This is a genomic window from Nocardiopsis coralliicola, assembly GCF_054779695.1.
In genome coordinates, this window is the sequence record NZ_BAAGXT010000038.1 from 20,397 (window position 1) to 33,713 (window position 13,317).

Annotated in this window: 11 protein-coding genes; 3 read left to right on the top strand and 8 right to left on the bottom strand. The window is 73.3% G+C overall.

Annotated elements, in window-relative coordinates:
- Positions 1 to 46: 46 nt before the first annotated feature.
- The 3 genes from ACYVGT_RS21435 to ACYVGT_RS21445 form a co-directional block, all read right to left on the bottom strand.
- A complete protein-coding gene (locus tag ACYVGT_RS21435; RefSeq protein WP_460861335.1) occupies positions 47 to 829 on the bottom strand; it encodes a L,D-transpeptidase family protein in 783 nt (260 codons plus the stop codon).
- A 138-nt stretch (positions 830 to 967) separates the two neighbouring features.
- Positions 968 to 1,435, bottom strand: coding sequence for a DUF1707 SHOCT-like domain-containing protein (locus ACYVGT_RS21440; protein WP_460861337.1), 468 nt, complete (start codon positions 1,433 to 1,435; stop codon positions 968 to 970).
- A 39-nt stretch (positions 1,436 to 1,474) separates the two neighbouring features.
- Positions 1,475 to 3,850, bottom strand: coding sequence for an MMPL family transporter (locus ACYVGT_RS21445; RefSeq protein ID WP_460861340.1), 2,376 nt, complete (start codon positions 3,848 to 3,850; stop codon positions 1,475 to 1,477).
- Positions 3,851 to 3,948: 98 nt separating this feature from the next.
- On the opposite strand from ACYVGT_RS21445, the gene ACYVGT_RS21450 reads away from it, so the two are divergent.
- On the top strand, positions 3,949 to 4,422 hold the full coding sequence (locus ACYVGT_RS21450) for a MarR family winged helix-turn-helix transcriptional regulator (RefSeq protein WP_460861342.1): 474 nt from the start codon (positions 3,949 to 3,951) through the stop codon (positions 4,420 to 4,422).
- A gap of 170 nt (positions 4,423 to 4,592) precedes the next feature.
- On the opposite strand, the gene galK is transcribed toward ACYVGT_RS21450, so the two are convergent.
- The 4 genes from galK to ACYVGT_RS21470 all read right to left on the bottom strand — a co-directional run bounded on the left by galK (position 4,593) and on the right by ACYVGT_RS21470 (position 8,749).
- Positions 4,593 to 5,804 carry a galactokinase gene (galK, locus tag ACYVGT_RS21455; RefSeq protein ID WP_460861346.1) on the bottom strand — a complete coding sequence of 404 codons (1,212 nt, stop codon included), beginning with the start codon at positions 5,802 to 5,804 and terminating at the stop codon, positions 4,593 to 4,595.
- Positions 5,801 to 6,808: a UDP-glucose 4-epimerase GalE gene (gene galE / locus ACYVGT_RS21460; protein ID WP_460861348.1), complete on the bottom strand. Its 1,008-nt coding sequence runs from the start codon at positions 6,806 to 6,808 to the stop codon at positions 5,801 to 5,803. The genes galK and galE overlap by 4 nt, the downstream gene beginning before the upstream one ends.
- 76 nt (positions 6,809 to 6,884) lie before the next feature.
- On the bottom strand, positions 6,885 to 7,967 hold the full coding sequence (gene galT, locus ACYVGT_RS21465; RefSeq protein ID WP_460861351.1) for a galactose-1-phosphate uridylyltransferase: 1,083 nt from the start codon (positions 7,965 to 7,967) through the stop codon (positions 6,885 to 6,887).
- Complete coding sequence (locus ACYVGT_RS21470; protein ID WP_460861354.1) at positions 7,964 to 8,749, bottom strand: DeoR/GlpR family DNA-binding transcription regulator; 786 nt, start codon at positions 8,747 to 8,749, stop codon at positions 7,964 to 7,966. Before ACYVGT_RS21470 ends, galT begins: the two co-directional genes overlap by 4 nt.
- Before the next feature lie 359 nt (positions 8,750 to 9,108).
- Between ACYVGT_RS21470 and ACYVGT_RS21475 the strand changes: the two genes are divergently transcribed.
- Together ACYVGT_RS21475 and ACYVGT_RS21480 are read left to right on the top strand one after the other, a co-directional pair.
- The gene (locus ACYVGT_RS21475; RefSeq protein ID WP_460861356.1) at positions 9,109 to 10,788 is read left to right on the top strand and encodes a sodium:solute symporter family protein; all 1,680 of its coding nucleotides are present in this window, start codon (positions 9,109 to 9,111) and stop codon (positions 10,786 to 10,788) included.
- Between the two features lie 13 nt (positions 10,789 to 10,801).
- Complete coding sequence (locus ACYVGT_RS21480) at positions 10,802 to 11,107, top strand: hypothetical protein (protein WP_460861358.1); 306 nt, start codon at positions 10,802 to 10,804, stop codon at positions 11,105 to 11,107.
- A 142-nt stretch (positions 11,108 to 11,249) separates the two neighbouring features.
- Here the strand turns inward: ACYVGT_RS21480 and ACYVGT_RS21485 are convergent, their stop codons facing one another.
- A complete protein-coding gene (locus tag ACYVGT_RS21485) occupies positions 11,250 to 13,235 on the bottom strand; it encodes an APC family permease (protein WP_460861361.1) in 1,986 nt (661 codons plus the stop codon).
- Positions 13,236 to 13,317: the final 82 nt, after the last annotated feature.

Below are 13,317 nucleotides of genomic sequence, written 5' to 3' on the forward strand. Positions count from 1 at the left end.
GCCCGGGGCGGCGTTCGCGGTGCAGGTCCGGCGGTGCCGGTGTCGGTCAGTGGACGAGGACGGTGTCGTAGACCTCGAGCTTGCCGCTGTCCCACAGCCAGTCCATCGCGTTGAGGCCCACTCGGGCGCAGCCGTGCGAGGCCGGGTAGGTGGGCACCGACGTGTAGCCGTGGACCGCGATGCCGCCGTTGAAGTACTTCGGGCGGTACAGCGCGCCGAGGGGGCCGGGGTCCCAGGAGTCCACCTCACGGAAGACCTGGTAGGAGCCGGTCGGGGTGGTGGCCACCGACTCGCGGCCCTCCGACTCGTAGGTCTCGCCGGATCCGGTGGAGGTGCTGAAGACCTGCTCCACGTCGCCGTCGGAGACCACCATGAGCAGCTGGCTGTCGAGGTCGATCTCGACCACCTCGCCGGAGGAGGACTCGGCCGAGGGCCGGGTACCGTCCGCGATCTCGGCGCGGGTGGCCGGGCCGACGACGCCGTCGGTGTCGATGCCGGCGGCCTTCTGCAGCGCCTGCACGGCGAGCACCGTGTCCGTGCCGAACTGGCCGTCGGCCTCGCCGATCCAGTAGCCGAGGTCGATCAGCTGCTGCTGGACCTCTTTCACCTTGGCGCCCTTGTCGCCGTTGCGGAGGAGGTCATCGGATGCGGCCTGCGGCACCGCGGCGGGGGCCTGCGCTGCGGGCGCCTGGGCGGAGGGGACCTGCGCCGCTTCGGCGGGCGCAGATGCGGGGGACTCGGGTAGGGGGACGAGGACTGCGGAGAAGGCCAGTGCGGCGGCGGCCGCCCCGAGGCGGCCCCGCCGTCTCTGCCGGGATCCAGGGGTCATCCCTCTCTTTTACCCGCACTTTGCCTGTGCCTATCCCTGGGCCCCTCCGTAAACACGCGTCCCCGGCGCAGCCGCGGACGGTGCACACGCAGGGGGCGGCGCTCCGTCCGCGGTCTCAACAGGACAGGTGTGCGCAGGTCAGGAGGGTTCGCCGCGGCGGCGGGCGATCGCGGTGCCGATCATCGGCAGGCCCCACATCCCCACCAGGAAGAGCCATCCGCCGAGCCCGAAGAGTCCGCCGGCGATGATGGCCGGAATGCCCATCATGACGAACATCACCACTGTCACCGCGGCGTAGTTGCGCACCGCGGGGGCGGAGCCGGTGCGCGGGGCGGGGGCGCCGCCGTCCGGAGCGGGAGCGGCGGGCGCGGCGGCCGGCTCCGGCTCGGGCAGGTCGCCGAGGAGCGGCGAGAGGTCGCCGCGGGTGCGGGCCGCCGCAGCCGCATCGATCCGCTCGGCGTGCTCGTCGACCGTGATGCGACCCTCGTGCCGCGCTGCGGTCAGCCGCCCCAGCGCAGCGTCCCGCTCGGCGTCGGACAGCAGCAGCGCCGCCTCCTCGACCGGACCGCCGGGCGGATGCCGGACGGAGTCGTCGGTGGAACCCATAGCCGCCCTCGCAGGATCGGAGACGGAGCCTCGACTCCACTATGCCCCAGGACCCTGCGGTCCGTCTGCCCGGCCTGCTCGGCCCGCTGCCGCAGCTGATCCGTGCAGCGCCGGCGTTTCCGCTGCGGGGTCCGGAACGGGACGCTCCCGCGATGCGGCGCCGGACCGGGGCTCGTCGGTGAGGCCGAACCGGGAGTGCAGAGCGCGCAGCGGTGCGGGCGCCCACCAGTTGGCCGGGCCCGCGATCCGCATCAGCGCGGGCACCAGCACGCCGCGCACGACGGTCGCGTCGACGGCGATCACGAGCGCGGTGCCCACGCCGAGCATCTTGAGGAACACCACCCCCGACCCGGCGTAGGTGGCGAACGACAGGGCCAGGACGGCGGCGGCCGCGGTCACTAGCGGGCCGGTCCGCTCCAGCCCGGCGGCGACGGCGGCGGCGGTGTCGCCGGTGCGCCGGTACTCCTCCTTCATGCGGGCGAGGATGAACACCTCGTAGTCCATCGACAGCCCGTAGACGATGCAGAACATCAGCACCGGGATGCTGGTGTCGAGGAACCCGGTCGGGGTGAACCCGAGCGGTCCCGCCAGGAAGCCCTCCTGGAAGACCGCCACGAGCGCGCCGAACAGGACCGACAGGCTCAGGAGGTTGAGCACGGTCGCCTTCAGCGGGAGGAGCACGCTCCCGGTAAGCAGGAAGAGCACCGTGTACGTAGCCGCGAAGACCAGGGCCACGGCCAGTAGCAGGTGGTCCAGGACGGCATCGCGGTAGTCGAGGAACTCGGCGGGTGTGCCGCCGACCGCGGTCGCGAAGGGCGCCTCCACCGCGCGGACCTCCTGCACCAGTGTCTCCGCGCCCGCGTCCATCCGGCGCTCGGTGGGGACCGCCTCGAAGAGTGCGGCCCCGTCCGCGGAGAGCCGTTCCGCCGCCGCCCCGCCGTCCCCGGTGCGCTCGCCGTCGGCGAACCGCCCGGCCGGCGAGTCGACCTGGGCGATGCCCTCGATCCGGGAGAGCTCGGCGGCGTGGTCGGCGACCTCCTCCCGCGGCGGTGCGCCGCCGGTGGTGACCACCTGGATCGCGTCCGGCGCCTCGGTGTCGAAGCCGTCGCGGAGCGCGTCCTCCGTGGCGCGGACCGCCGAGTCCGGCGGCAGGATGCGCTCGTCGGAAGCGCCGAACCGCACGTCGAGGATTGGCGCGCCCAGGGCCAGCAGAAGCGCGAGGGCGGCTCCGCCGAAGAGGACCGGACGGCGCATGGACCGCAGCGCGAGGCCGTGCCAGAACCGCCCGGCGCCGCCCTCCGCGCCTCCCTCCGAGCGGCCCGGCGCCGGCGGGGCGCCGGTGCCCGGACGGCGCAGCACGCGGTCCCCCGCGAACGCGAGCAGAGCGGGGAGCAGGACGAGGGCGGCGAGGATCCCGAACAGGACCACGGCCACCCCGCCGTAGGCGAAGGAGCGCATGAACGGCAGCGGGAAGACGAGGAGGGCGGCCAGCGAGGCGAGCACCGTGACACCGCTGAACACGACCGTCCGGCCCGAGGCGGCCACGGTGGCCGCCACGGCTTCGGCGACCGGGCGCCCGCGGCCCCGCTCCTCGCGGAACCGGGCGATCATGACCAGCCCGTAGTCGACCCCCAGCCCGATCCCGAGCACCAGGACCAGGTTGAGCGCGAAGGTGGACACCTCGGTGAGCAGGGCGGCCGCGCGCAGCGCCGCCATGGTCCCGCCGATCGCCGCGAGCCCGACCGCCATCGGGATCGCGGCGGCCGAGAGGCGGCGGAGCATGAGCAGCAGGAGGACGAAGACGGCGGGGAACACGATCATCTCGGCGCGGATGAAGTCGGCCGACGACTCCTCGCCGATCTGGCGGAAGACCTCTTCACGGCCGGTCACCTCGACGGAGAGCGCTCCGTCGGAGGCGGTGAACCGGGGGCCGATCTCGGCGAGCACCCCGCGGGTGGTGTCGGCGTCGCCCGGGATGTGGGCGAGCACGAGCGCCTGGGTCCCGTCCGGGGAGCGGAGGGCGGGCGCCGAGTCGGCCGTCCAGTAGGAGGACGCGTCGGAGACCTCGGGGACGGCGGCCAGTTCCGCGGTGAGGGCGCGGCCGGCTTCCGCGGCCGCGGCACTGTCCACATCCCCGTTCTCGGCGGTGGCCAGCAGCGTGACGCTGGGGGCCCCGGTGCCGAGCTCGTCCTGCATGGTCTGGCGCGCCTGCGCGGCCTCGCTGCCCGCGGGGCCTTCGAGCCGGGACAGGCTGAGCGCGTTGAGCGCGCCCGCGCCGTAGCCCACCGCGATCAGGAAGAACAGGCCGGAGAGGGCGACCACCAGGCCGCGCCGCCGGGCGGTGAAGGCGCCCAGCCGCCACAGGAGGGTGCGGTCGTCGCGTCTGCCGGGTGGGCGCGCCGGTCGGCTGGCCATCGCTGATTCCCTATCGCTCTACGATTCTAACGATCGGAGACTATAGCGAGCTAAGATCATATGGAAGACATATCGTTTCGCGGATCTATGATGTGCGGATGGCAGAGAGCGGCGCAGAGCAGGCCGGGCCGGGTGGTGCGTTGGCGGACGAGACGGGGTTCCGGCTGATCAAGCTGGGGGAGCTCGTCCACGCCGCGGGAGAGCGCGCACTGGAGCCCGTGGGGATATCCCCCCGGCTTTTCAACGTCCTGGCGACGGCCGCCGCCATGGACTCCCCGTCCCAGCAGGACCTGGCCTCGGCGCTCGGGTTCGATCCCAACGTGATGGTCGGGGTCGTGGACGAGCTGGAGTCGCTGGGGCTCGCCGCCCGGCAGCGCAACCCCCGGGACCGGCGCCGCTACATCGTTGCGCCCACGGAGGCGGGCCTGCTCCGGATCGAGGAGGCGGGCCGCGCCATCGCCGCCGCGCAGGACGCGCTGTTCGCGGTGCTGCCGGACGAGGACCGCGCCGCCCTGCACCGCGCTTCGGGGCTGCTCCTGGCCGCGCACCCGCGGGTGACGAAGAAGCACTGAGCCCCCGCCTCCCCCCCCCGGACGCACGCGCCCGGGCCCTGCTGCCGCCCGGAACGCGGCCGGGGGAGGCCGCTGCGTCAGGGGGCCAGCGCACCGCCGGTCCGCACGGCGGCGCCGGGCGGTCAAGGAGCGGGCCCGGCACCCGGCCCGCCCCGCGCACGGTTCCGGGGTCAGCCGAGGGCGCGCGCGCCCTCGGAGGGAAGGGCGGTGAAGGCGGCCGGGGGCGCGAAGCCCGCTGCGGCGTAGGCGTCGGCGACGGCCCGGGAGACGCGGTCGGCCCGCTCGGTGTCGACGAGGGCGATGACGCAGCCGCCGAAGCCGCCGCCGGTGATCCGGGCGCCCAGGGCGCCGGCCGCCAGCGCCGCGTCGACCGCCGTGTCGACCTCGGGCACCGTGACCTCGTAGTCGTCGCGCAGCGAGGCGCCGGACGCGGTGAGCAGCGGGCCGATCTCGCGCACCCGGCCGGCGCGGAGCAGGTCGGCGGTGCGCAGCACCCGCGCGTTCTCGGTGACGACGTGCCGCACGCGGCGGCGCTGCTCGTCGTCGTCGAGCCGCGCCAGGGCGTCGTCCAGCCCGGCCGGGTCGATGTCGCGCAGCGCCGGCACACCGAGCACGGCCGCTGCCTGCTCGCAGACCGCGCGCCGCCGCGCGTAGGCCCCGTCGACCAGCTGGTGCGGCGCTCGCGTGTCGATGGTCAGCAGCGTCAGTCCGTGCGCCGCCGCGTCGAACGGCACCTGCTCGGCATGGAAGTCCCGGACGTCGAGGAACAGGGCGTGGCCCTCGGTGGAGAACAGCACCGCCGACTGGTCGAGCAGGCCGCACGGCATGCCGACATAGTCGTTCTCCGCGCGCTGCGCGGTGCGCGCCAGCGACCACCGGTCCGCCGCCTGCTCGGAGCCGGGGGCGGCCAGCTCGGTCGCGGCGAGTGCGGTGGCGCAGGTCAGCGCGGCCGAGGAGGACAGCCCCGCTCCGGTGGGGATCGTCGAGTCGATGAGCAGGTCGAGGCCGCCGAGCGGCAGCCCCTGCTCGCGCAGCGCCCACACGGTCCCGGCCGGGTAGGCCGCCCAACCCGGCACCGAGCCCGGGGCGAGCGCGGCGATGTCGGCCTCCACCGTGTCGCCGGTCTGGACGGAGTGCAGCCGCAGTGTGCCGTCCGAGCGCAGCCCGGCCGCGGCGGTCAGTGTGTGCGGCAGTGCGAACGGCAGCACGAAGCCGTCGTTGTAGTCGGTGTGCTCGCCGATGAGGTTGATCCGCCCGGGGGCGGCCCAGACGCCGTCCGGGGCGCGGCCGAACGCGTCCCGGAACGCTGCGGCCGCTGCATCCGCCGCGCCGCCGGGATCGGGCGCTGCCGCTGCTGCCGCGGTGTGGTGGGCTTCGGTCATGCCGGTCCTCCCTGCGGGGCTCCCGCGGCCTCTTCGCCGGGCGCGGCGCCGCTGCCTGCCGCGCTGTCCTGGACGAACGCCCAGGCGTCGCCGACCATGGCGTCGAGCGTGCGCTCGGGGCGCCAGCCGAGTTCCTCCCGGGCCCGGTCGTTGGCGGCGATCAGCACCGGCGGGTCGCCCGCGCGGCGCGGGCGCTCCTCCGCCGGGAGCGGACGGCCGGTCACCCGCCGCACCGCGCCCAGGACCTCCCGGACGGAGTATCCGCTCCCGGTACCCAGGTTGTAGACCCGGTGCCGGCCGGGCTCGATCCGCTCCAGGGCGCGCACGTGCGCGTCGGCGAGGTCGAGCACGTGCAGGTAGTCGCGGACCGCGGTGCCGTCCGGGGTGGCGTAGTCGGTGCCGTTGACCTGTGCGCTGCCGCCCTCGGCGGCCGCGCGGAGCAGGTTCGGGATGAGGTGCGTCTCCGGGTCGTGCCGCTCGCCCAGGGAGCCGTGCGCGCCCGCCACGTTGAAATAGCGCAGGCTCACCGCGCCCAGCCCGTACGCCGCCGACCAGCCGGCCAGCATGTGGTCGACGGCCAGCTTGCTGGCCCCGTAGGGGTTGGCCGGCACGGCCGGCGTCTCCTCGCGGATCGGCATCTCGGCCGGTGCGCCGTACACCGCCGCGGTGGAGGAGAACACGAACCGGCCGATGCCGTGCGTGCGCGCCGCCTCCAGCAGCGCTAGGGTGCCGCCGACGTTGGTGTGCCAGTAGGGCGCGGGGTCCTGCACGGACGCGCCGACCAGGGAGCGCGCCGCGAAGTGCATCACCGCGTCGTAGGACGGGTCGAGTGCGCCGGCGGCGTCCTCGGTCGGCGCGGCGATGAACCCGGCCCCGGCGGGGACGCCGCCGGCGTGCCCGGTGGAGAGGTCGTCGAGCACGGTCACGGCGTGCCCGTGCTCGAGCAGCACTGCGGCGACGATGCCGCCGACATAGCCGGCGCCGCCGCTGACGAGGATCTTCACCCTGCTGTCCCTTCCGCTGGTGCCGGGCGGGGAGCCGCCCGTCGGGCTGTGTGCGCTGCCCGGGAGCCGCCGCGGCTCACTCGGCGGCGTCCCGCAGGCGCGCGGCGACGTCCTCGGGCAGCACATCGCTGACGAAGACGCCCATGCCGGACTCCGAACCGGCCAGGTATTTGAGCTTGTTCGGCGCCCGCCGCACCGAGAACAGCTCCAGGTGCAGGTAGGACAGGTCGCGGCCGGTGTGCACCGGGGCCTGGTGCCAGGCCGCGATGTAGGGCAGCGGGCGGTCGAAGAGGCGGTCGCCGCGGCGCAGCACGTCACGGTAGAGCGCGGCGAAGTCGTCGCGCTCCTCGCCGGTCAGCGCTGGAATGTCGGCCACCTTGCGCTTGGGGTAGAGGTGCACCTCGACCGGCCAGCGGGCAGCGGCCGGCACGAAGGCGGTCCAGTGCTGCGTCTCGGCGACGATGCGCAGCCCGGCCTTCCGCTCGGCGGCCAGGTTGTCGGCGAGCAGGTCGCCGCCGGTGCGGCGCTGGTACTCCGCGGCGCTGTCCAGCACGCGGCGGGTGCGCGGCGTGATGAACGGGTAGCCGTAGATCTGGCCGTGCGGGTGCGGCAGCGTCACCCCGATCTCGGCGCCCCGGTTCTCAAAGCAGAACACCTGCTCGACGCCTGGTACCCGGGAGATCTCCGCGGTGCGGTCGGCCCAGGCGTCGACGATGGTGCGGATGCGGGCCAGCGGCAGGTCCGCGAACGAGGCGGTGTGGTCCGAGGAGAAGCAGAGGACCTCGCAGCGGCCCTGGGCGGCGCGGCGGGACGGCTCCAGTTCGAAGACGTCTCCCTCCGGCTCGGGGCCGCCCGCCGCCAGTGACGGGAAGCGGTTCTCGAACGCGGCCACGTCGTAGGCGTACTCCGGCACCTCGGTGGCGCGCTCCGGAGTCGACGGGCACAGCGGGCACGCGTCGCTCGGCGGCTGGTGCGTGCGGCTCTGCCGCTGCGCCGCCATCACCACCCACTCGCCGAGCAGCGGGTCGTACCGGGTCTCCGGCGCAGGGTCGTGCGGCGGCAGGTCGCGGGTATCGGCAGCGCTGCGGGAGGCGCCGTCGTCCTCGTCGAAGTAGATGATCTCCCGGCCGTCCGCCAGTCGCGCCGACGTCCTCTTCACTCGTCCTCCTCCGTTGGGGCGATCACCAGCTCGCCGGCGTGCTCGGCCAGCGCCTCCCGCGCCGGGCCGTCGAGGCCGTCGTCGGAGACCAGCACGTCGCACCGGTCCAGCGGCGCCATCGTGGAGATTCCGACGGTGCCCCACTTGGTGTGGTCCACGGGCACGATCAGCGTGCGGGCGGAGTCGACGAAGGCCCGGTTGGTCTCGGACTCCATCAGGTTGGGGGTGGTGAAGCCGGTCCGCTCGTGCATGCCGTAGACGCCGAGCAGGAGCACGTCCAGGTGGAGGTCGCGCAGTGCGGTCAGCGCGATCGGCCCGACCAGGGCGTCGGAGGGGGTGCGGAAGCCGCCGGTGAGCGCCACCGTCTGGTCGCTGCGGGTGGAGCGGTGGAAGACCTCGGCGACGTGCAGCGAGTTGGTGACGACGGTCAGCCCGGGGATGTCGCGCAGGTACTCCGCGGCGATGCTGGGCGTGGTGCCCGCCGTGATGCCGATGGCGCTGCCCGGTTCGACGAGGGCGGCGGCGGCCCGCCCGATGGCGTGCTTCTCGGCGACCTGCCGGGTCGCCTTGGCCTCATAGGCCGGCTCCTCGGTGCTGCCGCCGGACGGCGCGACCGCTCCGCCGTGGACCTTTCGCAGCTCGCCGCGGCCCTCAAGGGCGTCCAGATCGCGGCGGACGGTCATGTCGGACACCTCGAGGGCGGCGACAAGGTCGTTGACGCGCACGGCGCCGTTCCGCCGGATCAGTTCACGGATGTGCTCGCGGCGCTGCGCGGCAAGCATCGGCCCCTCCGCTCCGCCCCCGCCAGGGTGGCGCCCTGATGGTGGAATGTGTTTGAACGTGTGGTCACTCCGGTGGCGTCACAGCTGCCCCCGATGATGCCGGATCGGCACCATGCATCCAACGTCCGGCCCCCCGCTCCCGTTCCACTCACCGTTATTTGAGCTCACAGCGGTGTGGAGCAATCCGATGGCGCCGCGCGGGTCGCCTGGCCGACCGCCCGGGGCGCCGGTACTTTTTGTTGGTTTCTGTTCATCCTACCCGAGGTCTTCTGTGGAGATTTGGTGGGATGTGTTGACAGTGGGTCCACCATGTGAAGACCATGTGAATGCTCGTGAGAACCCCCGAGAGGACGACGGACGTGGCTGTCGCACAAGACCAGCTCAGGCTCGACGCCGCCGCGGTCGACTATGCCCTGCTGGCGCTGTATTTCGTGTTTGTCCTGGGTGTCGGCTTCATGGCGCGGCGCTCAGTCTCCAACAGCCTCGACTTCTTCCTGTCGGGGCGCTCGCTGCCCGCCTGGGTCACCGGCCTGGCGTTCATCGCCGCCAACCTGGGCGCCATCGAGATCATCGGCATGTCGGCGAACGGCGCCATGTACGGCATGCCGACGATGCACTACTTCTGGATCGGCGCCGTGCCGGCCATGCTGTTCCTGGCCCTGGTGATGATGCCGTTCTACTACGGCTCCAAGGTCCGCAGCGTGCCGGAGTTCATGCTCTTCCGGTTCGGCAAGCCGGCCCACCTCGTCAACGGCATCAGCTTCGCCGCCGCGCAGATCCTCATCGCCGGCGTCAACCTGTTCCTGCTGGCGAGCATCGTCAACGTGCTGCTGGGCTGGCCGCTGTGGCTGTCGCTGATCCTGGCCTCGGTCATCGTGCTGACCTACACCGCGCTGGGCGGCCTCTCGGCGGCCATCTACAACGAGGTGCTGCAGTTCTTCGTCATCGTCGCGGCGCTGCTGCCGCTGACGCTGGTCGGCCTGCACCGGGTCGGCGGCTGGGACGGCCTGGTCACCAAGGTCACCGCCAGCCCCGGCGGCTCCGAGCAGCTCTCGGCCTGGCCCGGCAACCAGCTGAGCGGCTTCACCGACAACTTCCTCAGCATCCTCGGCATCGTCTTCGGCCTCGGCTTCGTGCTGGCCTTCGGCTACTGGACGACCAACTTCGTCGAGGTCCAGCGCGCCATGGCGTCCAAGAGCATGTCGGCCGCCCAGCGCACGCCGATCATCGGCGCCTTCCCGAAGCTGCTGATCCCGTTCATCGTGGTCGTGCCCGGCATGATCGCCGGCGTCTCGGTCTCCGAGATGGTGGCGCTCAAGGCGGGCGAGAACTCCGGCGTCACCTATAACGACGCGATCCTGCTCCTGATGCGCGACCTGCTGCCCAACGGCCTGCTCGGCGTCGCACTCGCCGGTCTGCTCGCGTCGTTCATGGCCGGCATGGCGGCCAACCTGAGCGCCTTCAACACGGTGTTCACCTACGACATCTGGCAGTCCTACATCGTCAAGAACCGGCCCGACCGGTACTACCTGAAGATGGGGCCGTGGGTCACCGTCGGTGCGACGGTCGGCGCGGTCGGCACGGCGTTCATCGCCGCGGGCTACGAGAACCTGATGGACTACCTCCAGCAGCTCTTCTCCTTCTTCAACGCGCCGCTGTTCGCCACGTTCATCCTGGGTATGTTCTGGAAGCGGATGACCCCGACGGCGGGCTGGCTCGGCCTGGTGCTGGGCACGCTGAGCGCGGTGGGCGTCTTCCTGATGGCGGAGCTGGGCGTGCTCGACCTGCCCGGCCAGGGCGCGAGCTTCGTCGGTGCCGGCGCGGCCTTCGTCGTCGACATCGTGGTGAGCGTCGTCGTCTCGCTGATGACCAAGCCGAAGCCGGACCGCGAACTCGTCGGACTCGTCTACTCGCTCACCCCGCGCGAGTCGCTGAAGGCGTCCACCACCGGCGAGGACTCCGGCTGGTACCGCAGGCCGTGGCTGCTGGCGGGCATCGTCCTCGTCATCACCATCGCCCTCAACATCGTCTTCGGGTGAAGGAGGCCCTCAGATGAGCACCACTCAGAAGACCCGCGGGGCGGCGCCGATCCTCGCCGACATCCGGATGATCATCGCCCTGCTGTTCGCGATCTACGGTGCCGTGCTCACGGTGCTCGGGTTCGCGCCCTCGGCGGACGACATCGCTGCGGCCGACGGATTCAACGTCAACCTCTGGTCCGGTCTGGGCATGCTCGCCTTCGCGGCGTTCATGGGCGGCTGGGCCCTGCTGAAGCCGGTCGTCCCGCCGGAGTCCGCCGGCGACGGCGAAGGGGACGCGGGCACCGGGCCCGGAGCGGCCCCGACCGAGAGCAGCTGACCCCTCGCGGCCGGCGGCGCCCGCCGCCGGCCGCGAGACCCGCGCCATCCGGCATCTGCTGTCCCGCCACCCGGGGCCGTTCCTCCGCGCGGCGGGACAGCTGCGTGCGCGGCCTGCGGTGGCGGTGCCCGCCGACGGCCGCTCAGCCGCCGACGTGCACGTGCGGCCGGCGCTGCAGGTCGGCCTCGTTCTCCCGGATGATCTCGTGCACCAGCAGCGCCGTGTCGCCGCGGCCCAGCAGGAGGTAGCGGACGAGCTGGCCGAGCGGGTTCTCCCCGCTCCACTCGAAGTGGCAGTGCGGGCGCGTTCCGGTCGCGTCGCGCAGCGACAGCAGCAGCGCGGCGATGGAGTTCGGCGCCGCCGGGCCGACCGTGCGCAGCACCCGGTGCCCCTCGACGTCGAAGCCGCGGATGTGCAGCGTCTCGCTGAACTCCGACGGGTCGGCCACCGTCACCTCCAGGAGCAGCAGCGGGCCGACCGGCACCGGGCTCGCCTCGCGCTGCCGGGCGATGCGCCGCGCGTACTCGGCGCCGGTACAGCTCTCCGGCCGGTGCGCGATGACCTGCAGCGGGCCCGCCTCGGCCGCCTCGGAGACGAACTGCCGCGCCGGCCGGTCGTAGGTGATCCGGGTGACCCGGAGCTCGGTGGTGCGCGACACCCGGGACACGAGCGAGATGGCGACGATCCCCCCGATGAACGCCGCGGCGATCGCCATCCCGTCGGGGCGCTGGACCGCGTTGGCCGCCAGCGCGTAGACGAACACCGTGAACAGCACGCCGCCCGCCGCAGCGGCGGCCCGGCGGCGTGCGCGGGCGAAGGACACCGTCACGGCGACCGCGGCCGACACCATCATCGCGAGGATGCCGGTCGCGTACGCGCCGGACTGCGCGCCGACGCCGGCACTGAAGCTCGCCGTCACGATGACGGCCAGCGCGGTGTGCACCAGCACCACCGGCCGGGCCGCGCGCGCCCACTCCGGCGCCATCCCGAACGCCGGGAGGTACCGCGGCACCATGTTGATCAGGCCCGCCATCGCGGAGGCGCCGGCGAACCACAGCACCAGGATGCTGCTGACGTCGTACACCGTGCCGAACGCCTCGCCGATGTGCGCGTGGGCGAGGTAGGCGAGGGCGCGGCCGTTCGCCGCGCCGCCCGGTTGGAACTCGGCCGGCGGGATCAGCACCGTGGTGACCAGGCTGGTGGAGATGAGGAAGACGCACATGATGAGCGCCGCCGTCGTCAGCATCCGCCGCGTGTTGCGGATGCGCGACGCCAGCCGCTCGGCGCGCGTACCGCCCTCGGAGCGGACCAGCGGCATCATCGAGACGCCGGTCTCGAACCCGGAGAGGCCCAGTGCGAGCAGCGGGAAGGCCAGTACCGAGACCGCCGCGGCCCCGCCGATGCCGTGGGTGCCGAGCCGGCTGGTCCACTGCGACAGCGCCGCGGGGTCGGCCGCGATCTCCCGGATGCCCTCGGCCACGATCACCGCGTTCAGGCCGAGGAAGACGAGGACGAGGGGCACGGCGACGACGATCGCCTCGCGGAACCCCAGCAGGAACACCCCGCCGAGGATGAGCAGCATGCCGATGGTGACCGGCACGGCCTGGCCGCTCAGCGCGGCCGGCGCGTAGGGGTTCTCCAGCAGGTGGACGGTGGCGTCGGCGGCGGACAGGGTGATGGTCACCAGCCACGCGGTCACCGTGAACCCGAGCAGGACCAGCACGAACAGCTTGCCCTGCCAGAACGGCAGCAGGTGGTCCAGCATCGCGATCGACCCCTGCCCGCGCGGGCTCTTGCGGGCGATGTGCCGGTACATGGGCAGCACGCCGACCAGGGTGAGGACGGCGACGCACGCGGTGGCGAGCGGCGCGACCGCGCCCGCCGCCACCGCGGCGATGGCGGGCAGGTAGGACAGGGTGGAGAAGTAGTCGACGCCGGTCAGGCAGACCACCGTCCACCACGGGTAGGTGCGCCGCCCCTCCCGGTGCCCCGCGGCGGGCCCGCTCGGGTGCAGCCGGTCCGCCAGCAGCCACCGCGCCGCCCGCCCCCGCACCGGCCGCTCCCGCGCCGGACTCGGCATCTCCTCCGGAACGGCGTTTCCGGCCCCCTCCACGCCCTCGTCAGACACGCCGCGTCCTCCCCAGAGTCACCTTTGGTGACCCAGAGTGCCATTCCGCCCCCGCCCCCCTCACGCGCCGCACCGGCGGCGG

Bases quoted from the DNA above. Each gene is read 5' to 3' on its own strand.
- ACYVGT_RS21445 (WP_460861340.1), bottom strand. From the start codon at position 3,850: ATGGCCAGCCGACCGGCGCGCCCACCCGGCAGACGCGACGACCGCACC.
- ACYVGT_RS21470 (WP_460861354.1), bottom strand. From the start codon at position 8,749: ATGCTTGCCGCGCAGCGCCGCGAGCACATCCGTGAACTGATCCGGCGG.
- galK (WP_460861346.1), bottom strand. From the start codon at position 5,804: ATGACCGAAGCCCACCACACCGCGGCAGCAGCGGCAGCGCCCGATCCC.
- ACYVGT_RS21435 (WP_460861335.1), bottom strand. From the start codon at position 829: ATGACCCCTGGATCCCGGCAGAGACGGCGGGGCCGCCTCGGGGCGGCC.
- ACYVGT_RS21450 (WP_460861342.1), top strand. From the start codon at position 3,949: ATGGCAGAGAGCGGCGCAGAGCAGGCCGGGCCGGGTGGTGCGTTGGCG.
- ACYVGT_RS21440 (WP_460861337.1), bottom strand. From the start codon at position 1,435: ATGGGTTCCACCGACGACTCCGTCCGGCATCCGCCCGGCGGTCCGGTC.
- ACYVGT_RS21480 (WP_460861358.1), top strand. From the start codon at position 10,802: ATGAGCACCACTCAGAAGACCCGCGGGGCGGCGCCGATCCTCGCCGAC.